The organism is Nocardioides sp., from assembly GCF_014360585.1.
GTDB lineage: Bacteria > Actinomycetota > Actinomycetes > Propionibacteriales > Nocardioidaceae > Nocardioides.
Genome location: NZ_JACIXG010000014.1, coordinates 1 through 19,253 on the forward strand (window position 1 = coordinate 1; position 19,253 = coordinate 19,253).

Consider the following 19,253-nt stretch of genomic DNA (forward strand, 5'->3'; position numbering starts at 1 on the left):
TAAGGACCTGAAGTTCGTCCGCTCCTCCAGCCACGGCGAGGGCCTCAAGTCGCTTCGCGTGACCTGCGGAGGATGCAAGCGTTCCCGCCCACTTTCCGACCTGGTCGGCTCTGAATCCCTCAAACGCGACGGCATCCGCTGCCAGAGCCGACAGCCCTGGGAGGACGTGAAGGTCAGCGATCCGTGCGAACACAACCTCGTCGCCGTCCAACGCGGCGCCACGGGCAACTACATCGCCGAGCACGTCTCCGCCCTCGACATTCCCGAGGAACAACCCCACTCGGTCACCAAGGCTGACAAGATCCGCGGGCACATGTTCTTCGAGAAGGTCGTCGCCGACAACGGCGGGCCCCAAGCCGAATTGGTTGCCGGGTGGATTGCCTCCGAACTCGACGTTGCCGCCGACGAAGTACTCGCCGTCGCCGCCAGCGATGACGACGGCAACGACCCCGTCCTGCTCGACCTCAAGGACGGGGAGTGGGCCGCGTTTCTCAAAAAGCTCGAGAAGCCTGGCAGAGATGCGAGCGAAGGCGACTTCGTAGTCGACGGCTGGCGGATCGACCTTGGCGCAGCGACCCCACAAACGATCATCGACACGATCGCCGGCGTCGGACAGGTCCGACGCGTCCGCGAAGTCCGCGCGCTCAAGGGATTTCGGCGGCACAACCCAGATGCCGCCTTGATCCCCGCCGACCTCGGACCCGATGCCAGACGCCGTCCGGTCTACCCGGCAATCGAGATGTTCGGCGAGGGCATCTTCCTCCGCTTCAGCGAGAAGCGACTCACTGATTGGGAGAATGTACCTGCCGTCCAGGCACGTGCCCGACTCCTCGTAGAGCGACGCAATGCCATGCCCTGGGCGCAGCGGCTCGACGTGCCCGAACCCCGCTTCATCGCCCTGCACACCATCGCCCATCTCCTAATTCGACGGTTGGCCTTCGCGAGTGGTTACTCATCAGCAGCTCTTCAGGAGCGGATCTACGCCAACTCGGATCGCCCCGATCGGACAGCCGCGGTCCTCATCTACACCGCCGCTGGCGACGCCCAGGGGACCCTGGGCGGCTTGGTCCGACTCGGCGAGCCTGACAAGCTCGTGCCGCTACTCGTTGCAGCGCTCGACGACGCCGACTACTGCTCCAACGACCCTGTCTGTATCGAGAGCGACAGACACGGCACTGGAAGCCTCAACCTCTCCGCTTGCCACGGATGCTCACTCGTCAGCGAGACATCGTGCGAGACATCCAACCGGCTCCTGGACCGTCAGTTGGTTCTCGGCGGGCGCGACGTGCACGGGCTACTTGAGGATGTCCTCGAGGAGGCACGGTCAGGAATCCGTATCCAGCCTCACGGGCCGTGACCTAGCTCATGGGCGCAGCCCACCTTCATCGGTCTGTTACCTGTCGGCCTGGCGTCAGCCCGCGCCCGGCGCAGATAGGATTGCACAGTGGCTGACGCAGGACCCTCCTCATCCCCCTCCATCGAACCGATCACGGTTCTTGACCTGTTCGCAGGGTGCGGCGGGCTTACAGAAGGATTCCACCAGTTCCGCCCAGACTCCGCGGAGCGGCCGGTCTTTCGCAGCCTCGGAGCCGTTGAGTGGGACCGAGACGCCGCAGCGTCTTATGCAATGAACTTCGGAAAGTCTTCGGCTAGAAGCCTCGACTTCGAGGCCCCACAGATCTTCTGTCGTGACATCGTCGGGTGGGAGCCGCCTTGGACGAAAGGCGAGGTCGACGTCGTTGTCGGGGGGCCGCCTTGTCAGGGATTCTCCGGCCTTAACCGGAACGGCGTAGGCGCCGAGCGCAATCAGCTATGGCAAGAGTTTATCCGGGTGGTCATCGAGGTACAGCCGAAGGTATTTGTGATCGAGAACGTCGATCGATTCGTTCGATCTCCCGAGTTTGCCGACCTCCAAAACCGGATCGGCAATGGAGATCTCCGGAATTACGAACTGCGGGAAGCACCCGGAACCAAAGCTGACGACTCTGACCGCCAGCGCGCTCGACGTTACCTCCTTAACGCCGCCGACTACGGTGCTATGCAGGCCCGCCATCGCGCGATCGTCATAGGTGTCCGAAACGACGTAGATGGGCTGCGTCCAGTCCGCATGCAGTATCCCGAGCCCACTCACTCGAAAGAGCGCTGGAAGAAACGGAACGAACTCCAAGGCCTGCCAGTTCCTGTTCTCCCGCCAGCCTGGCTCACTGTGGACTCGCTCTTCAGGCGGACCGCTGACATGCGGCTTACTGGAACCGGTCTTCCATCTCGAGACCGAGTGCGGATCGAGGAGATCAAGGGCGGCCAGAACTTCAGAAATGAGTTTGAGGGACCATTCCGAACTCGCGAACTTCATTTCGCTAGGAACCCGGAGCCGATCTCGCTTGCTCGATATGATGCAATACCACCCAAAGGGAATCGAAAGGATCTCCGAGGTCGATTTATATGTCGGCTTGACGATGGCCAGGATTTCATCCTTCAAAAAGTGGGGGAGTTTCGGGACACGACTGGGCGGATCGCCCCCCACGGAGATTATCTGGGCGTCATCAGGGGCGAATTGGCGGCAAACGGACCTAGGTACCAGGTTCGCGGGATGGATGGCGGCAGAACCGTAAGTCGGGAGCCTTCTGGCCGCAGCAAGTCGCAGGCATTTCGGGTCACAGTTTTTGAACGTGGGACGGGAAGGTCAGCGATTCTCGAGTACCTATCGACGGACTCGTGGGATGCGCATGACGGAGGAGCCGGAGATGTCATGGGCCGCATGCACAATGACGCCCCGTCCGTCACAATTCGCACCGAGTTCTTCAAGCCAGAGAAGGGCCGCTACCTCCACCCAACAGCTCAGCGACCAATCACGCACTATGAGGCAGCAATGCTCCAGGGATTTCCTGATGACTTTCTTTGGTGCGGCTCAAAGACCGCAATCGCCAAACAGATCGGAAACGCCGTGCCTATCCCATTAGGCACCGCAATCGCGCGTTCAATCTATGAGTATCTCCGCCCGGCGATGCCGTGAGCGTTATATCTCGCGGGCAAACCCGTAACTGATCGTGATTTTATGGGCAAACGGATGAACACGGGCTCCTGGGCGGCAACCCCCCAGACGCGACGGAGCATGCAGTCGAACCGTGGGCGCGACACAAAGCCGGAGTTGGCGATCCGCAGGCTCGTGCACGCTGCCGGGCTTCGTTACCAGGTGGACGCGAGACCGATCGAGTCCCTTAGCCGCCGGGCGGACCTTGTGTTCCGCAAGGCCAGGGTAGCGATCTTCATTGATGGGTGTTTCTGGCACGGATGTCCCGAGCACCACACAGTTGCACGGACGAACGCGAGTTTCTGGGCGGAAAAGGTACGGCGCACACGGGAGCGCGATATCGAGACCACCGCGGCACTGGAGGCCGCTGGTTGGATCGCTGTCCGCATTTGGGAGCATGAGGATCCGGTTGAAGCCGCCAATTGGGTTGTCAGCATCGTCCGGACGCGACGCGAGAACCCGTAGAAAGGCGCCGCGTCGACGAGACGGTTGAGCCAGCGTGGAAGATCCCAGTGAGCCAGATGGAGGAGGGGAGGGCCGCGAGGCGCCGTCTCCGAGCTAGAGAGAATTACGGCAGCGACCACGACGCGCCGCGCCGGCCAGCCGCAGACGCTAGGCGCCCGGAGTCCCGAAGCTTCTGGGCTTCCCACCTCACGTCGTACTGCCATGTGAAGAACATGTCTCCGGACGATCTGAGGTCCGGCTCGTGACGCTGCCATATCTCGCGGCATACTTCGACCACAGACGCTGATCCACCGCGGGCTCGCAGGGCATCGATAATCCAATCGGCCAGGTCTTGCTTCGTCGCCATACGCCTAGCTAACCAGCTTCTACTGATCTCGAGCAGGAAATTTCGCGCGTCAGGCGTTGCCACGGTGCGACGTGCACGCCCGCCGACGAGTCCTGGTCCGCTACGCGCGAATCCGTCGATCGTCTGCTTAGTCGCCTCGATGTCGCGCTGAGCGACGGCCACGCTCCTGAAACCACGACGCAGGACCCGGATGGAGTTGGGACCCCAACCTCATCACTGTTGGGCGATTTTCTTGACCGAGAACTAGGGTTTTGGCTCCCGCGACGCGCGCCACGAGTATCCTCCAAAAGTGGAATTGAATCACGAAGATCCCGAGCTCAAGCTCTCCTTCGATCCGCGAACGATCGAGCATCTCGGTTTCAAAATGTACTCCCGGCTGCCCAACGCGGTCGCCGAGCTCGTCGCGAACTCGTACGACGCGGACGCCGTCCACGTCGACGTGGTGGTGGATACCTCTGGGAAGCAGTCGGTCCGCGTCACGGATGACGGGCACGGAATGAGCCCCCAAGACCTTGCCGATAAGTACCTTCGGATCGGGCGTAATCGTCGCACTGAGGACAACGGGTACTCCGAGAGCGGCAAGAGGCGTGTTGCGGGACGCAAGGGACTCGGCAAACTCGCACTCTTCGGCATCGGCAGCAAAATCACCATCCGGACGAAACGCGCGGGCACACCGGCGTGGAAGGTCGTCACATTGAAGTGGGAAGATCTCCGCAGAGCCGCTGGAGGCGACTACATGCCCGGCCAGACCTCGGAGCCTGCAGCGGATCCCGCGGAGCACGGTACCGTCATCACCGTCGAGGAGCTGAAGCGCAAAACCCAGGTTGACGTGTCCGAACTCGCCAGCAGCCTCGCGCAACTCTTCAACTACGTCGACGGTGGATTCAACGTCACCGCCTCAAACCGAGGCGGAAGGCCGATCGCCATCACCAGGGATCTGCGCTACGGCGCCATCGAGGAGGAGACCCGATGGGAGGTCCCTATCGATGTGCCCGAGGCTGGCGTTGCCCCGGCAGTGGTCGGTGTCGTGATCGCGGCAAAGAAGCCGCTCCGGCAGGAGCTTCGCGGCCTCACCATCTACGTCAAGGGCCGTCTCGCCAATGACCCGGAGTTCTTCGGCGTCCCCGAGTCCAGCTACGCCTACTCCTATATCACCGGCTACATCGAGGCCGACTACCTCGACGACCAGGACGAGGACGTCGTAGCGACCGACCGCCGGTCGATCAACTGGGACAGCCCCAAGGCTGCCGCTCTCCGCGAATACCTCGCAGCTGTGCTGCGTGAGGTGGCGCGCCTGAGACGCGGAACTCGACGGACTGCGAAGGAGAAGGAGCTGCGCGAGGACCTCGGCATCGATGTTGAGCAGTGGACCGAGACTATCGAGGACCAGGCGGCCGCCGACTCTGTCAGGCAAGTGCTCGAGGTGGCGATCTCCCCCGATACGGAACTCTCAAATAAGGACAGAGAGTCGCTCGTCCTCAACCTAATGGCGATCGCCCCCGAGTACGCGGACTTCCACTGGCGATCCCTCCACCCCGATGTTCAGACGGCTGCCACGACGTCCTACAAGAAGGGTGAGTACTTCTACGCCTTACTCGAGGCAATCAAGGTGTACGTGAAGGACGTTCAAGCCGTCTCCGGCGTGAACGCTGACGAGTTCAACACGATTCAAGCAGCGTTCGCAGTCAAACAGCCGAAAATCGATGTCGCCGCACCCTATCTTCCCGGAAAGGTTACAGAGCAGACCGCTAAGAATATTCGGGAGGCTCAGAAGGCAATATCCGAAGCCCTATGGCAGGGCTTCCGCAGTCCGATAGCACACGAGGTATTGGACCAGCTCAAGGATCACGAGGTCTTCTCGTACCAAGACTGTTTGGACGCCCTGAGCATCCTCTCCCACCTGCGTCGCCGCATAGAAAAGGCTGCACCACCCCCACAACCGTGACCCCCCCCCAAAAAAAATTCGCGGCACTGGCAGGACCGCTGGACCTGCAAAGCAAAGGCTCAGGAGCGCAGGATTTCTTCCGGGGTCACCCCATCGCACTCCGCATCGTTCGCGACGGTTGACTCCAACAACGCCCCGGATCACCCGAGTGACCCCAGCCGCATTCTCGGATGCCCACCCCGCAGGTCACACGACTCGACGTTAGTGTCTCGCGGATCTGCTTGCGGCCGCCGACCCATCACCATTGGGGTGGCCAAGCGACCAGTTCTTAAGATCAGACCTCCAAAGAACCGATCAGGTCTGCCACCCGTGCAGCCGCCCCGTCGATACGTGTCTGGTCGACCAAACAGACCCGGAGACATGACGCGGCAACGATCGCCTCGATAGCCGGCGTGATCCGGTGCCCGTGAGAGCGCATGCCAATGACGACCTCGACCAACTGGAGCAGCAGCGTGCCAAGGAGATCGCGGTCCGGAGTCATCGCTGCTGCATGGCCGACTGCGATCTCCGTTCCCAGCCGCGCGTACGCATCTTGAAGCTCGTTACGTGCAGCGCCGAACGGTTCGAAGACATCCTTGCGCTGCACTTCCGGAAGGCTGCTCAGCACGCCTGCGTTGCGCGGCGCCGCGGCGAGCGTACGCACGTCCAGCACGACCAACACGTGCAGCAGCACCTCCGGCCCTGCCCCGGCCTCAGCAGCCAGGGTCTCGATTTTCTCGATCCTGTCGAGCGTTGGCCGGATCGATCGCTGGAGCAGCTCGCCCAAGGTCTCTTCCTTGTTGGCGAAGTGGAAGTAGAGCGACGCTTGCCGGATCCCCACCGCCTCCGCGATGTCTCTGGTCGAGGTTGCGGCGAATCCCCTGTCGACGAACAGGCCCGCTGCGATGTCGAGGATCTCCTCACGTGGCTCCATCCGCGGCGGTCGCCCGCCCGCAACCTTAGGCAACACACGAGGGCGTCCTACTCGCCGAGCGACCATCTCTCCGCGCTGGATGCTTGCTCCCTCGGCGCCCCTCACTCCGGATCACCCAGCACGGCGTAGCTATTGATCATGTCTTCACGCTAAGTGTCAATTTGTCTCGTGCTAGTCTCACTTAGTCTCATATTGGTCCGGTTATGGTCTCATGGAGTCTCATCATGCCCACGAAGACGGCTCGCCCCACGCAGGATGCTCAGCCAACGACGGTGCTCAAGGCGCTGCTGGAGCGGACTCATAGCGCGCAGTACGCGGTCTTCGTGCGTGACTACAACCGCCACGCTCGGACCGCCTCTCCGGAGATGAAGGCTCCCAGCCGCGCGACGTTCTACCGCTGGCTCAACGGTGACCTCGGCACTCGTCCCCACCCCGGCCACCGCAGGGTGTTGGCCAGCATGTTCCCCGGCTGGGAGGTCGCTGAGCTCACCCAGACCTGGGAGCCGGGGATGCCCTTGGTGCGTGAGCGCAGCGACCGCCCGACGCCGGCGACCGTGGGAGATCTGGCTGGAGTTACCCATGTCTTCCAGAACCGGCCTGCATTTCTTCGTGAGTTCTCCACCAGCCGCCTCTTCGACGCAGCCACTGAGGTCGACGGGTTGGGGCTGTCCCACAACCTGCTGTGTCAGCAGTACTCCGACGGCGACCTTGCCGACCTGCTCGGACGTGCCCGCGTACGTCTGTTGTTCCTGGATCCCGACGGTGAGGCGATCCGGGTCCGGAACACCGAGGAGGGCCATGCCGAGGGACACCTTTCGGAGTGGACGCGGGTGAACCTCCAGGTCATCGCCAAACACCGAGCAAGCCTGTCGCCCGACGCCGCAGATCGCGTCCAAGTCCGGCTCTATGACGAGACCATCCGTTTCCAGGTGATGTTGATCGACGGCAACCTGGGGATCGTGCAGCCCTACCTGCCCCGTGGTCGCGGGCTCGACAGCCCGACCTTCGCGATGCAGCACCTGATCGGCGCACCGTCGCTCTACTCCACCTACCGCCAGATCTTCGACGACATCTGGGCTCGAGGAAGCGAGGTCGCCGCGTGATGTCTGACCTGGACAAATACCTCACCGCAGCGCACGAGGCCGTCGACCTGGCCGACGGGATCCTCCGTGCTAACCGGGATCGCGCCGTCGCTTTCAAGGGCGACCGCGACCCTGTGACCGAAACCGACCTGGCCATCGAACGGACCATGCGCGACAGTCTCCACCGCGCTACCCCGCAGGCTGGGTTCCTAGGCGAGGAGACCGGTGGCAGCACCGACGGGCTCGCCTGGGTCCTTGACCCGATCGATGGCACCGCCAACTTCACTCACGGTGTCCCGCTGACCGCGGTCAGCCTCGCCCTCCTCGACCACGGCGAACCGGTCATCGGCCTCATCGCGGTCGAGGGCGAATGCGTTCGGTATGCCGCTGTGAGTGGACAAGGCGCAACTCGGGGCGGAGACCCCATCAGGGCGAGCGACTGCACCCAGCTTCGATCGGCCATGATCGCGATGGGCGACTACGCCACCGGCCCCGAAGCCACGGCGCGTAACGAGATCCGCCTTCGCATCACCGCCGTTCTCGCTGCGCGTGCCCAACGAGTTCGCATGCTCGGCAGTGCCGCTATCGATCTCGCGTGGGTCGCCGCCGGCAAGCTCGACGCCTCGGTGATGCTCTCCAACAAGCCCTGGGACACCGCCGCCGGCGTACTCATCGCCCGCGAGGCCGGCGCACGAGTCACCGACCTCGACGGCGACGACCACGAACTGACCTCGACCGCCACGATCGCGGCAGCGCCAGGGATCGGTGACCAGCTGCTCGAGGCGTTGAGCCAAGACGACCGCGCCTGACTACGCAGCCTGACCCGAGCCCCGCCGCCACGGAGCATCCGTGGAACCAATCCCCATGACCCCGATCGCCCAGGTCGTCGGCGGCCGGGCTGAGCCCGCCGACGACTATTGGGGCGGCGCCCAGGCGATCATTCGCCTCGACCCCGACCTGTACCCGGTCGAATCGACCCGGGGCCTGGAGGAGTTCTCCCACCTCGAGGTGGTCTTCTTCTTCCACCTCACCGACCAGAGCGACCTCAACCTCGGCCTGCGTCGCGCCCGTGACAATCCCGCCTGGCCCGAGGTCGGCAACATCGGCCACCGCAACATGCGGCGCCGCAACTGGCTCGGCATCTCCCGCTGCAAGCTCATCAAGGTCGACGGGCTCGACCTCCACGTCGAAGACCTCGACGCCGTCGACGGCACCCCCGTACTCGACGTCAAGCCATGGTTCGCCGAGTTCGGCCCCCGCGGAGAAACTCATCAGCCGGTTTGGGTCACCGAGATGCTGGGTGACTACTTCGCCCCGTCGGCTGAGGCCTAGGTGAGCGCTCCGCAGAGATCCGGATCGCACGCATCGCTTGGGGTCAGGGGCGGGATGCGCCGTTCTGGTGATTGCGCTTGTCGGGTGCACGATCGCTACTGCAAGATGACATGGCCAAACACTCGGGATTAGAGGATCGATATGCGTGACACCACAGGCAGTGGGGGCGGCGATGTCCTCACCGCGATCGTCGAGGCTGCCATCGAGGCCGACCTCCAGCACAACGGATGGAGCACCTACGCCGGCGACGGGCTCATGCAGATCTTCTCCGGCGGTGCGCATGTGATTCTGACCCCGTCAACCGGGGCATACGAGATCCGCAACGCGACCAGCGTCGCCGAGTCCGAGATCGACACCGCGATTAAGGAAGTCGAGCAGATCTACGCCGACTGGCCGGGCAAGGTCGAGGCGGCTTTCTCGAAGTGGGCCGCGCTGCCCACGCCAGGTTTCAACGCCGCCGAAATCGCTCAACTGGAGCACAGCGAAGGCGAACTTCGTACCGGCACCGCACCACCCACCAGCACCAATGCCGAGGCCGGCCCGGTCATCGGACTCGCTAACCAGCGGCTCGCGGCGGATCTGCTCAACCTGAACAACCGGGTCGGCCAGCTGAGCGGCATGTACGCCGAGGCGTTCCATGAGCGCTATCTCTCTTCGCTCCCGTCGGCGATCCAGGGCATCGGTGCCGTCGTCGCCTGCCTTGGGCTGTCCTGTCAGGGTCAGAGCGCGATCTGGGAAGCAGCTGGGGAGGACCTCGAGGCCATCCAGAAGAAGGCCGTGACAGCGATGAAGGCGTCGGCTCCCGGCGGCGGCGGGAGCATCGGGCCAGTCATCCTCGCCGTCGGTGGAGCAATCGCTGGCCTCATCGCCGCGATCCCCACAGGCGGCGCCTCGGTCGCCGCGGTGGCCGGTCTGCTTTCAGCAGGTGCCGGGTTTCTCGGCACCGTCGCAGGTGCTTCCGGTGGCAACAAGGATGTTGAGGTCTCACTCGGGGCAGCGACTCCCGATGGGGTCATGACCAAGATCCATTCAGCTTTGACCGACCTGAGCAGCGCGATCGCCGACCAGGAACGGAACCTTGGCGACTTCCTGGCGAAGGTTCGGCGGGAGGTCGAGGCGAATCGTCCAGCCTTCGATCTCTCCGCTCCGGAGGCACAGCCCGGCAATGTCCTCGACCGCCAGCAGAACGTCATCGTCGATGCTGGGATCATCGCCAGAGTCACTGAGTTGTGGATTCCGACGATCTGCGGCGACCTCCGCAGCGCTCGTGGGGACTTGGTCGTCAGCTCACGGGTGTTCGACGAGCGGCCCGACGGGGTGGGTCTGGAGCCAGACGGAGCCTGGCCCGAGTTCGAGAAGCTCCAGAAGAACGCTGTCGACTGCCTCACCACGATGATCAGGGAACTCGGAGATGCCGCTGACGCTCTCGCCGAAGCCGCCCGTACGATCGGCCTGCAGGACCACGACATCGCTGCCGAGGCTCGCCGACAGGCAGAGCGCATCAACAGCAGCGACAACAACTTCGTCAACTGATCTCCCGGCTCATGAAGTCGACCGATGACCGAAAGTGATGACCTGGTGATTCTGCCTCTTGGGCGCGCCCCGCGGCGGCGTTTCGCCACCGCAACCTTCTCGCTGGTCGCGGTGTTGAGTGCCTGCGGAAACACGACAGATGATGATCCGGACCCTGTTTCGTACGCCAGACCTGCAGCAGTCGCCGGATCGGAACTGCAGTTCCAGCTTCCATCCGGCGGTTTCACTCTGGTGGTCGGTAAGCCGGTCACCACGATTCCTGCAGATGAGACCGCCGATGGAGAGCCACTCGAGGCGGGTACAGGCGAGCGCTTTGTGCCTGTCGCCGATGTGAGGGCAGACGGGAACAATATCGACAGCATGATCGGTCCCACCTTCTCCGACTACCCGGACGCCACGGTCGACCTTCTCGTCGATGACCGGCGCTACTCGATCAGCGATGACACTTCCATCCTGGAGTCATATATCCGGGTCAAAGCAGATGCCGAGAGCAAGTTGGGGGCCGCGGCCACCTTCGACGGCGTACGCCAGGTGATGTGGACCGATGGCGAGCGGGATACCGGTGAGGCCGAGGCGCTCTATGGCTATCCCAAGATGGCGGAAATCGTGCCGTGCGACGACGGTTGGGAGGCGGCGCCAGGGTCCCCGAAGGTCACGTTCGAGACCATGTACTTCAACGCCTCGGGCTGCAACTACAAGGCCGTCGAGTATCCCTACGTTGTCGACCTCGGCTGGTCATTCAAGAAACGCAACGGCGCGATGTGGGCGTGGGTCGAGTCGAGCATGCGACTGACGAAAGCGTCCGTACAGGTCGGGCAGAGGATGCGCGAGTGCGACGCTATCGGGACCGGAAAGGCGTTCGTAACCGTCGACGGCGACCCCGCAGTCAAGCCGATCACCAAGAACACCACGGTCACTGGTGGCCCAGCCGGTCTACAGCAGAACGTGTTCCTCGTAGACCCGAGCGCCAACCACGCGTTGAGGATCGAGACATCTCACCCATGCGTCGTGGGTCGCGAGACCCACCGCATCGATCTCGTCTGGGAGAAACATGTCCCGTTCACCACTAGCAGCACAGCCGATTGAGATAAGGACGCTCAGTGCTCACGCCTCCCGGCGCCAGCGGTCGGGGGTGGTGCCGTAGCGGGCCTTGAAGCGGCGTACGAGGTAGCCGGGGTCGGTGAGGCCGGTGCGGGTGGAGATGACCGAGAGCGGGAGGTCGGTTTCGCGGAGGAGGCGGCGGGCTTCGGTGAGGCGGCGCTCGGTGAGCCATTCGAGGAGGGGGCGGCCGGTGCGCTGGCGGATGACGGTGGTGAGGTGGCCGGGGGTGTAGCCCAGGGAGCGGGCCAGGTCGCCGGCGGAGACCTTGGTGGCGTACGTCCGCTCGATCTCGTCGAAGACCCGGGCGACCAGGGGGTCCGGGGCGATGGGAGCGCTCGGAGCGAGACGGGCGGAGGCGACCAGGAGGTTGGTGAGGGTCGCGGTGATGGCGTCGTGGGCGCCGAGGCGGCCGGGGTCGCGCAGCTCGTCGGTGAGGTCGGTGAGCCAGGCGTGCCAGCGCGGGCGTTCGGCCTCGGGGACCACGGCGCGGCGGCCGTCGGCGGCGAAGAGGGCCAGCAGCGGGTGGTGGGCCCAGGTGAGCGGGGAGATGGAGGCGAGGGAGGGGATGGCGTCGGGGGTGAAGGCCACCGACCACGCCCGCGCGTGGGTGAGCTCGGCGAGCGACTCGGCGGCCACGACCTCGCCGGGAGCCACCGCGTGGACCTCGCCGTCACGCAGCGCCACCTGCTCGCCGTCGAGGTCGACGGTGCCTCCGCCGCGCTCGACGTAGGCCAGGATCCAGAAGTCGTGGGCGTGCCGGTTGTCGGGAGGCAGGTGCGGGCTGTCGCAGTCGGGGTCGAGGGGTACGACCCGGACGGCAGGCACGCCGGGGCTCGGCTCCCAGCGGTAGATCGGGGTGCCGTCGGCCCGCACCGCGCGCACGGAACGCACCCGAGTCGGAGTCGAATCCGAAGAACGTCCCATGGCTACCGACTTCCCTCCCACCGATGACCCGCAGAATGTCCCATTGTAGAGACATGACCACCATACAGATCATCGACGGCCGCCCCGAGGGCGAACAGGACCGCCCCTTCCTCCCCGGCATGGGCCGCACCTGGCTCCTCCCCCTCTACGACCTCTTCACCCGGTTCGCCCGCGTGCGCCCGCTCCACGAGCGGACCGTCGAGCTCGCCGGCATCTCGCCTGGGCAAACCGTGCTCGACGTCGGCTGCGGCAGCGGAAACCTCTCCTTCACGGTGCTTCGCGCCGTCCCGGACGCCGTCGTCACCGGGCACGATCCCGACGCGAGCGCGCTGCGGATGGCCGCTCGGAAGGCGAGTCGGCGGGGCGTACGTCTCTCGCTGGTGCAGGGGTACGCCGACCGGCTGCTCCCCGAGGACGGCAGCGTCGACCACGTCGTCTCCTCGCTCGCGATGCACCACGTCGACGAAGCCGGGCGTCAAGGGTTCGGGCGCGAGGCGCATCGGATTCTCAAGCCCGGCGGGCGCGTGACCATCGTCGACTTCGGGGCGCCGGATCATGGGCCGGGTCACGAGCACGAGCACGGCCACCGGCACGGGAGGTCTCGACAGGCTCGACCACCGGTGGCGGGGATCGTCGACCTGCTGACCGAGGCCGGGTTCACCGACGCCCGCGAGGTCGACCACATCGACCACCGGTTCGGCCCGATCACGATCGTGCAGGCCACTCGCGCCGCTGGTTGAGCCGCGAGCGCTCGCGAGCGGTGTCGACACCAACACGGTCCTATCGAGCGGCCAAGGGACTGTGTTGGTCTCGACACGGATTCGTTCGTTCCTCACGTATCCGGCTCGACCAGCGAAGCTCACCCGACCAGCACCGCCGACCGCGTGGAGTTGCCACAAACGAATCCGGCTCGACCAGCGAAGCTCACCCGACCAGCACCGCCGACCGCGTGGAGTTGTCACAAATCGTCGTCGGCAGGGCAGTCTGGCCCCATGTACTTCCTCGGAGTCGACCTCGCCTGGGGCGTGCGCAGGCCCACCGGACTGGCCGTCCTGGACGAGGACGGCCAGCTCGTGCACGTCGCTGCCGTCAAGACCGACGACGAGATCGTCGCCGCCCTGGAGCCCTACGTCGACAACGACTGTCTCGTCGCGATCGACGCTCCGCTGATCGTCACCAACCCCAGCGGAAACCGTCCGGCCGAGGCCGCGCTCAACAAGGACTTCGCCCGCTTCGACGCCGGCGCACACCCCTCCAACACCAGCAAGCCGGAGTTCAGTCAGCAGCCGAGGGGCGCCCGGATCGCGGCTCGGCTCGGCCTCGACATGAACCCCCGCTCCAACCGGCGGCGCCGAGCGATCGAGGTCTACCCCCACCCCGCGACGGTGGCCCTCTTCCGCCTGGGCCGGACGCTGAAGTACAAGCACAAGTCAGGTCGTGACGTCGACCAGCTCCGCGCCGAGCTGCTCATGCTGCTCGGCCTGCTCGAGGGCCTCACGAGCGCCGACCCGCCGCTGCTGCTCGACAACCCGTCGTGGCACGCCCTGCGTACGGCCGCCGAGAGCGCCGTACGCAAGAGCGAGCTGCGCGTGGTCGAGGACCAGGTCGACGCGGTGCTGTGCGCCTACATCGCCCTGTTCGCGACCCGCGCGCCGGACCGCACCACCACCTACGGAGACTTCGCCACCGGCTACATCGTCACCCCGACGCTGCCCGACGACCTCCGCCCGACACCCCGCGGAAAAGCCGGGGCGACGATCCACGACACCGCGGCCGCGGTCCGTGCGTACGCCGCGATACAGCCCACCCTGCAGGAGGCAGCCGAGCAGTACGTACAGCTGGTGACCTCGCTCCTCGACGACGCGGGCATCAACTATCTCACCGTGACCTCCCGCGCGAAGTCGGTCGCGTCGTTCGCGGCCAAGGCGGCTCGCGCCGTCGACGGACGGCAGGTCTTCGCCGACCCGCTCCGTCAGATCACCGACCAGATCGGGCTGCGGGTGATCACCTACGTCCACAGCGACGTCCAGGCTGTCGTCGATCTCCTCGGCGACCAGGTGATGGTCCACGACGACCGTGACATGGGCGAGGAGACCGCGAGCGAAGGCCGGTTCGGCTACGCCAGCCGCCACCTGCTGGTCAGTCTCGACCCCGCGCGCGAGGGGCAGGCGGCGTACGAGCTGTTGCGAGGCCGCCAGGCGCAGATCCAGATCCGCACCGTGCTTCAGCACGCATGGGCCGAGTTCGAGCACGACATCCGCTACAAGGGCACCATCCCCAGCGAGCACGTGCCTGACTTCGACCGACGGTTCACGCTCGCTGCCGGGCTGCTCGAGCTCGCCGACCGGGAGTTCTCCACGATCAGGGACCGGCTCCGGGAAGGCGTGACCGCCGCCAGGACCGAGGCTCCCGACGACGACCCGCGGATCAGCCCGCGTGAGCTGGCGGCGTTCCTGGCGGGGCAGTACGCCGACGCCGGCTGGTCGCGTACCGACCACTACGGGTGGATCTCCGGGGTCATCCTCGAGCTCGGCATCGCCTCGCTGACCGAGCTCGGCGAGGCGCTGCGCTCGGTCGACGAGGAGACCCTCATGGCGCGGATGGACTACCGCTATCCGCCGGGCGCGGTGCGGCGGCTCGACGACGCGCTGCTTTGGGTCTACGGCGACGCGTACGTCGGGCTGCGTGCCAATGCGCACCGGGAGCCCGGCCTGCGGGCCAGGCTCGCCAAGATGCGCGACTCCGACTGAGTCGTCCTCCTCGCTCGCGCGGCACCACGTCGACGACGCGCCGCCGGGAAGGAATCAAATCCGATCGGGGCTCGGGCACGAACCCCCGCTATGAGACGACTGAATCGCCGTACCATCGCCCATGCCGCCGCCGGTGTGCTCGCCGGGGTGGTCGGCATGTCCGTCGCGCACCTCACGGCGGCCCTGCTGACCCCGGCTTCCTCTCCAGCGCTCGCGGTCGGCACCGCGGTCATCAACGCGACCCCAACTCCCGTCAAGGAGTGGGCGGTCCGCGAGCTCGGCTACGCCGACAAGCCGATCCTGATCGGCAGCGTGCTGCTGGGCACGATCGCCTTCGCTGCCGCGATCGGCGTCGTCGCCCGAAGACGCCTCCGACTGGGCGCCGTGCTCCTCGCCGGCCTGGTCCTGCTCCCCGCGGCCGCGGTGGTCCTGCAGCCGCTCTTCAAGATCAGCTACCTGATCCCCACCCTCGTGGCGCTCGTCCTCGGGCCCGCCGTGCTGGTGTTCCTGACCCGCGCACTGAACGCCGGTCAGGCTTCCGAGCACACGCCTGAGCACGCGCCCGAGCAGCCGACCGTGCACCCGCCCGACGGCGACAGCGAGCGGCTGTCCAGCCGCCGCAACGTCCTGGTCGGGTTCGGGGCCCTGACGCTCCTCTCCGCCGCGGCCGCGGTCGGCGGGGAGATGGTCGTACGCAGCCGCGCCGCGATCGCGAACCTCAAGCTGCCCCGGGTCGGCAAGCCCCTGCCGGCGCTGGCGACCGGACTGGAGGAGAAGTACGACGGGATCTCCTCGTTCCGCACCCCCAACCGGGACTTCTACCGGGTCGACACCAAGCTGGCCGTCCCGATCGTCGACCAGGACAGCTGGACGCTCACCATCGACGGAGACGTCGAGCGGGAGCTCACCTTCAGCTACGACGATCTGCGAGAGCGCGAGAACGTCGAGCACGACATCACCCTGACCTGCGTCTCCAACGAGGTCGGCGGCAAGCTCGTCGGCGCCGCCCGCTGGACCGGCGTACCCCTCAAGGACCTGCTCGAGGAGGCCGGCGTCGGTGATCGGGCCGACCAGATCCTCTCGACCGACGTCGAGGGCTTCACGATCAGCACCCCGCTCGAGGCCGCCCTGGACGGGCGCAACGCGATGATCGCCATCGGCATGAACGGCGAGGTCCTCTCGCGTAGCCATGGCTTCCCCGCCCGACTGGTCGTACCCGGCCTCTATGGGTACGTCGGTGCCACCAAGTGGGTCACCAAGCTGACCCTGACCAGGTACGACACGGCGACCGCCTACTGGACCGACCGGGATTGGGCGACCGATGCCCCGATCAAGCTGTCCAGCCGGATCGACACGCCCCGGCCGCTGAGCAACATTCCCGCAGGGCGCACCGTGATCGGTGGTGTCGCTTGGGCGCAGCAGCACGGGGTCGCGAAGGTCGAAGTGCGCGTCGACGGCGGACGCTGGCAGCAGGCCGAGCTCGGCCCGGACGCCGGGATCGACTACTGGCGCCAGTGGTATCTGCCCTGGGTCGCCGAGCCGGGCAGCCATCAGCTGGCCGTACGCGTCACCGACCGTGACGGCACCCTGCAGAGCACGGACCGGGCCACTCCTTTCCCCGACGGCTCCAGCGGCATCCAGGAAATCGTCGTCACGGTCGGCTGAAAACTCGCAGAAAGAAATTCCACTTGAGGAAATCCGCTTGGGCGACCACGCCGAAGTACTCATGACAGCAAGAGAACATCCCTTGAAAGGCTCTCTCATGAAGCTCAACACCATCACGCGCACCGGCGGCGTCGCCGCTTCCCTGGCCCTCGTGCTGGGCCTCGGCCTTTCGGCCTGCGGCTCTGACGACGACAGCAAGTCCGACTCCAAGAGCGGCTCCGGCACCTCCGAGACGACGTCTGAGGAGACCGAGGCGACCGAGGCCGGCGCCCAGACCTTCGGCGAGGGCTGCAAGCTGATCCCCGCCGACGGCGAAGGCTCGTTCAACGGCATGGCGACCGCACCCGTCGCCTCGGCCGCCAGCGCCAACCCGCTGCTCACCACCCTGGTGACGGCCGTCGGCGAGGCCGACCTGGTCGACACCCTCAACGGTGCGGACGCGCTCACCGTCTTCGCGCCGACCGACGACGCCTTCGCGAAGATCCCGAAGGCCGACCTGGACGCCGTGCTCGCTGACAAGGCCCTGCTGACCAAGGTCCTCACCCACCACGTCGTGGCGGGCCAGCTCAGCCCCGACGAGGTCGCGGGTGAGCACGAGACCCTGGCCGGCGACATGATCACCGTCGAAGGCGCGGACGAGGAGTTCACCGTCGGCAAGGAGAACGCCAAGGTTCTCTGCGGCAACATCCCGACCGCCAACGCCACGGTGTACGTCGTCGACACCGTTCTGATGCCCTGATCCAGACATCCGACCGGTTATCCGCGAGGATAGACACATGAGACCGCTCAGCTCAGTTCCCTCCGGCGACTCGTCGCCGGAGGGAACCGGGTCGCCCGGGCTTGCGGTGCTCCTGCGTCGCATCGCTCGTGGCGACGAAGCCGCCTTCGCGGCCCTATACGACCAGACCGCCGCTCGAGTCCACGGGCTCGTGCTCAGAGTCGTGCGTGACCCGGCCCAGGCCGAAGAGGTCACCCAGGAGGCCTTCCTCCAGGTGTGGCGCCAAGCCAGCCGCTACGACGAGAACCTCGGCAGTGCCCATTCGTGGCTGCTGACGCTGGCTCATCGTCGTGCGGTGGACCGGGTCAGGTCGGCGGAGTCCGCCGGCCGCAACGACACCGCCTACCACGGCACCACGCATGCTCCGGCGCACGACACCACTGCTGAAGCGGCGGAGAGCTCGCTGGAGGCACGCCGAGTCCACGCAGCACTCGCGACATTGACAGCAGCTCAGCGCGAGGCTTTACAGCTCGCATACTTCGGCGGCTACACCCACACTGAGGTCGCCGCCATGCTCGACCTACCGGTCGGCACCGCAAAGACCCGTATCCGGGACGGGCTGATTCGTCTTCGCGACGCGATGGGAGTGCACCAATGACAGCGCAAGACATTCACGCCCTCTCCGGCGCGTACGCCGTGGACGCCGTCGATGACATCGAGCGCGCCCGTTTCGAGCAGCATCTCGCCGTCTGCGCCGACTGCCGCGCCGAGGTGACCAGCCTGCAGGAGAGCGCCGGACTGCTCGACGCGCTGACCGAAGTCGCTCCGCCACCGGAGATGCGCGATCGTCTGCTCGCCGGCATCAAGGAGATCCGCCCGCTACCGCCCGAGACGCCGACCAGCATCGAGGGTATCGGCGCTGCCCTTCAAGCCGAAGGCTCCGACCCCTCCAGCCCCTCGGGGTCGACCGGTCCTCGCTATCGAGGGTTGCGGCTGCTCGCGGCTGCTGCGGCGGTGTTGGCCATCGTCGGCGTCGGCACGGTCGGCGTGGTCGAACTGACTCGCGATGACACGACTCAGACCGTCTCAACAGCCGAGCGGGTGTTGAGCGCCGAGGACGCCAAGACGGTCTCCGTCAAGCTGCCCCGCGGCGCCAGCGCCCGGATCGTACGCTCGGTCTCGGAGGGCAAGGCGGTGCTGGTCACCTCCGACATGCCGCCCGCGCCCGACGGCAAGGTCTACGAGCTCTGGCTCCAGCACGACGACGTCATGGTCCCGGCCGGCCTGATGCCCGACGAAACCGACCAGACGATCGTCCTCGAGGGTGACGCCGCGGACGCCAGTGCCGCCGGGATCACCGTCGAGCCGGACGGAGGCTCCAAGGAGCCGACCTCGGCCCCGATCGCGTTGTTCGACTTCTCGCGGGCGACCTGACCTGCGAGAACGTG

General features: G+C 65.9%; 17 protein-coding genes. 15 read left to right on the plus strand and 2 right to left on the minus strand.

Annotation, left to right across the window (positions count from 1 at the left end; all coding sequences use genetic code 11):
* The 4 genes from drmB to H5T77_RS06950 all read left to right on the plus strand — a co-directional run.
* A partial coding sequence (gene drmB / locus H5T77_RS06935; RefSeq protein ID WP_292646830.1) for a DUF1998 domain-containing protein occupies positions 1–1,357 on the plus strand: 1,357 nt, incomplete at its 5' end.
* An 87-nt stretch (positions 1,358–1,444) separates the two neighbouring features.
* Positions 1,445–3,013 carry a DNA cytosine methyltransferase gene (locus H5T77_RS06940; protein WP_292646832.1) on the plus strand — a complete coding sequence of 523 codons (1,569 nt, stop codon included), beginning with the start codon at positions 1,445–1,447 and terminating at the stop codon, positions 3,011–3,013.
* 54 nt (positions 3,014–3,067) lie between these two features.
* Positions 3,068–3,496: a very short patch repair endonuclease gene (locus tag H5T77_RS06945; RefSeq protein WP_292647004.1), complete on the plus strand. Its 429-nt coding sequence runs from the start codon at positions 3,068–3,070 to the stop codon at positions 3,494–3,496.
* A gap of 635 nt (positions 3,497–4,131) precedes the next feature.
* Positions 4,132–5,787, plus strand: a complete 1,656-nt coding sequence (locus H5T77_RS06950) for a TIGR02391 family protein (RefSeq protein WP_292646834.1) — start codon at positions 4,132–4,134, stop codon at positions 5,785–5,787.
* Positions 5,788–6,061: 274 nt separating this feature from the next.
* Here H5T77_RS06950 and H5T77_RS06955 read toward each other — a convergent pair whose 3' ends face one another.
* A complete protein-coding gene (locus H5T77_RS06955) occupies positions 6,062–6,700 on the minus strand; it encodes a TetR/AcrR family transcriptional regulator (protein WP_292646836.1) in 639 nt (212 codons plus the stop codon).
* A gap of 224 nt (positions 6,701–6,924) precedes the next feature.
* Here H5T77_RS06955 and H5T77_RS06960 point away from each other — a divergent pair, with 224 nt between their 5' ends.
* The 5 genes from H5T77_RS06960 to H5T77_RS06980 all read left to right on the plus strand — a co-directional run bounded on the left by H5T77_RS06960 (position 6,925) and on the right by H5T77_RS06980 (position 11,733).
* Positions 6,925–7,803 (plus strand): DUF5919 domain-containing protein, encoded by an 879-nt coding sequence (locus tag H5T77_RS06960; protein ID WP_292646837.1) that lies wholly within the window; start codon positions 6,925–6,927, stop codon positions 7,801–7,803.
* Entirely contained in the window at positions 7,803–8,591 is a 789-nt protein-coding gene (locus tag H5T77_RS06965; RefSeq protein WP_292646839.1) for an inositol monophosphatase family protein, read from the plus strand. The genes H5T77_RS06960 and H5T77_RS06965 overlap by 1 nt, the downstream gene beginning before the upstream one ends.
* Positions 8,592–8,631: 40 nt before the next feature.
* Complete coding sequence (locus H5T77_RS06970) at positions 8,632–9,114, plus strand: TrmO family methyltransferase domain-containing protein (protein ID WP_292646841.1); 483 nt, start codon at positions 8,632–8,634, stop codon at positions 9,112–9,114.
* A gap of 255 nt (positions 9,115–9,369) precedes the next feature.
* A complete protein-coding gene (locus H5T77_RS06975; protein WP_292646843.1) occupies positions 9,370–10,647 on the plus strand; it encodes a hypothetical protein in 1,278 nt (425 codons plus the stop codon).
* A gap of 24 nt (positions 10,648–10,671) precedes the next feature.
* On the plus strand, positions 10,672–11,733 hold the full coding sequence (locus H5T77_RS06980) for a hypothetical protein (RefSeq protein ID WP_292646846.1): 1,062 nt from the start codon (positions 10,672–10,674) through the stop codon (positions 11,731–11,733).
* Between the two features lie 18 nt (positions 11,734–11,751).
* Here H5T77_RS06980 and H5T77_RS06985 read toward each other — a convergent pair whose 3' ends face one another.
* Positions 11,752–12,639, minus strand: a complete 888-nt coding sequence (locus H5T77_RS06985; RefSeq protein WP_292646848.1) for a helix-turn-helix transcriptional regulator — start codon at positions 12,637–12,639, stop codon at positions 11,752–11,754.
* An 86-nt stretch (positions 12,640–12,725) separates the two neighbouring features.
* Between H5T77_RS06985 and H5T77_RS06990 the strand changes: the two genes are divergently transcribed.
* From H5T77_RS06990 to H5T77_RS07015, 6 genes are all read left to right on the plus strand, one after another.
* Positions 12,726–13,412 (plus strand): class I SAM-dependent methyltransferase, encoded by a 687-nt coding sequence (locus tag H5T77_RS06990; protein WP_292646849.1) that lies wholly within the window; start codon positions 12,726–12,728, stop codon positions 13,410–13,412.
* Positions 13,413–13,664: 252 nt separating this feature from the next.
* Positions 13,665–15,422, plus strand: coding sequence for a DUF429 domain-containing protein (locus tag H5T77_RS06995; protein WP_292646851.1), 1,758 nt, complete (start codon positions 13,665–13,667; stop codon positions 15,420–15,422).
* Between the two features lie 90 nt (positions 15,423–15,512).
* Positions 15,513–17,087: a molybdopterin-dependent oxidoreductase gene (locus tag H5T77_RS07000; protein WP_292646852.1), complete on the plus strand. Its 1,575-nt coding sequence runs from the start codon at positions 15,513–15,515 to the stop codon at positions 17,085–17,087.
* Positions 17,088–17,184: 97 nt separating this feature from the next.
* On the plus strand, positions 17,185–17,826 hold the full coding sequence (locus H5T77_RS07005; RefSeq protein ID WP_292646853.1) for a fasciclin domain-containing protein: 642 nt from the start codon (positions 17,185–17,187) through the stop codon (positions 17,824–17,826).
* 37 nt (positions 17,827–17,863) lie between these two features.
* Positions 17,864–18,463, plus strand: coding sequence for an ECF RNA polymerase sigma factor SigK (sigK, locus tag H5T77_RS07010; protein ID WP_292646855.1), 600 nt, complete (start codon positions 17,864–17,866; stop codon positions 18,461–18,463).
* Entirely contained in the window at positions 18,460–19,239 is a 780-nt protein-coding gene (locus H5T77_RS07015; protein WP_292646857.1) for an anti-sigma factor, read from the plus strand. The genes sigK and H5T77_RS07015 overlap by 4 nt, the downstream gene beginning before the upstream one ends.
* Positions 19,240–19,253 lie beyond the last annotated feature (14 nt).

What these genes read in the sequence shown, in the direction of transcription:
- H5T77_RS06945 (WP_292647004.1), top strand. Translation starts at nt 3,068, where the DNA reads ATGAACACGGGCTCCTGGGCGGCAACCCCCCAGACGCGACGGAGCATG.
- H5T77_RS06955 (WP_292646836.1), bottom strand. Translation starts at nt 6,700, where the DNA reads ATGGAGCCACGTGAGGAGATCCTCGACATCGCAGCGGGCCTGTTCGTC.
- H5T77_RS06960 (WP_292646837.1), top strand. Translation starts at nt 6,925, where the DNA reads ATGCCCACGAAGACGGCTCGCCCCACGCAGGATGCTCAGCCAACGACG.
- H5T77_RS06965 (WP_292646839.1), top strand. Translation starts at nt 7,803, where the DNA reads ATGTCTGACCTGGACAAATACCTCACCGCAGCGCACGAGGCCGTCGAC.
- H5T77_RS06975 (WP_292646843.1), top strand. Translation starts at nt 9,370, where the DNA reads ATGCAGATCTTCTCCGGCGGTGCGCATGTGATTCTGACCCCGTCAACC.
- H5T77_RS06980 (WP_292646846.1), top strand. Translation starts at nt 10,672, where the DNA reads ATGACCGAAAGTGATGACCTGGTGATTCTGCCTCTTGGGCGCGCCCCG.
- H5T77_RS06990 (WP_292646849.1), top strand. Translation starts at nt 12,726, where the DNA reads ATGACCACCATACAGATCATCGACGGCCGCCCCGAGGGCGAACAGGAC.
- H5T77_RS06995 (WP_292646851.1), top strand. Translation starts at nt 13,665, where the DNA reads ATGTACTTCCTCGGAGTCGACCTCGCCTGGGGCGTGCGCAGGCCCACC.
- H5T77_RS07000 (WP_292646852.1), top strand. Translation starts at nt 15,513, where the DNA reads ATGAGACGACTGAATCGCCGTACCATCGCCCATGCCGCCGCCGGTGTG.
- H5T77_RS07005 (WP_292646853.1), top strand. Translation starts at nt 17,185, where the DNA reads ATGAAGCTCAACACCATCACGCGCACCGGCGGCGTCGCCGCTTCCCTG.
- sigK (WP_292646855.1), top strand. Translation starts at nt 17,864, where the DNA reads ATGAGACCGCTCAGCTCAGTTCCCTCCGGCGACTCGTCGCCGGAGGGA.
- H5T77_RS07015 (WP_292646857.1), top strand. Translation starts at nt 18,460, where the DNA reads ATGACAGCGCAAGACATTCACGCCCTCTCCGGCGCGTACGCCGTGGAC.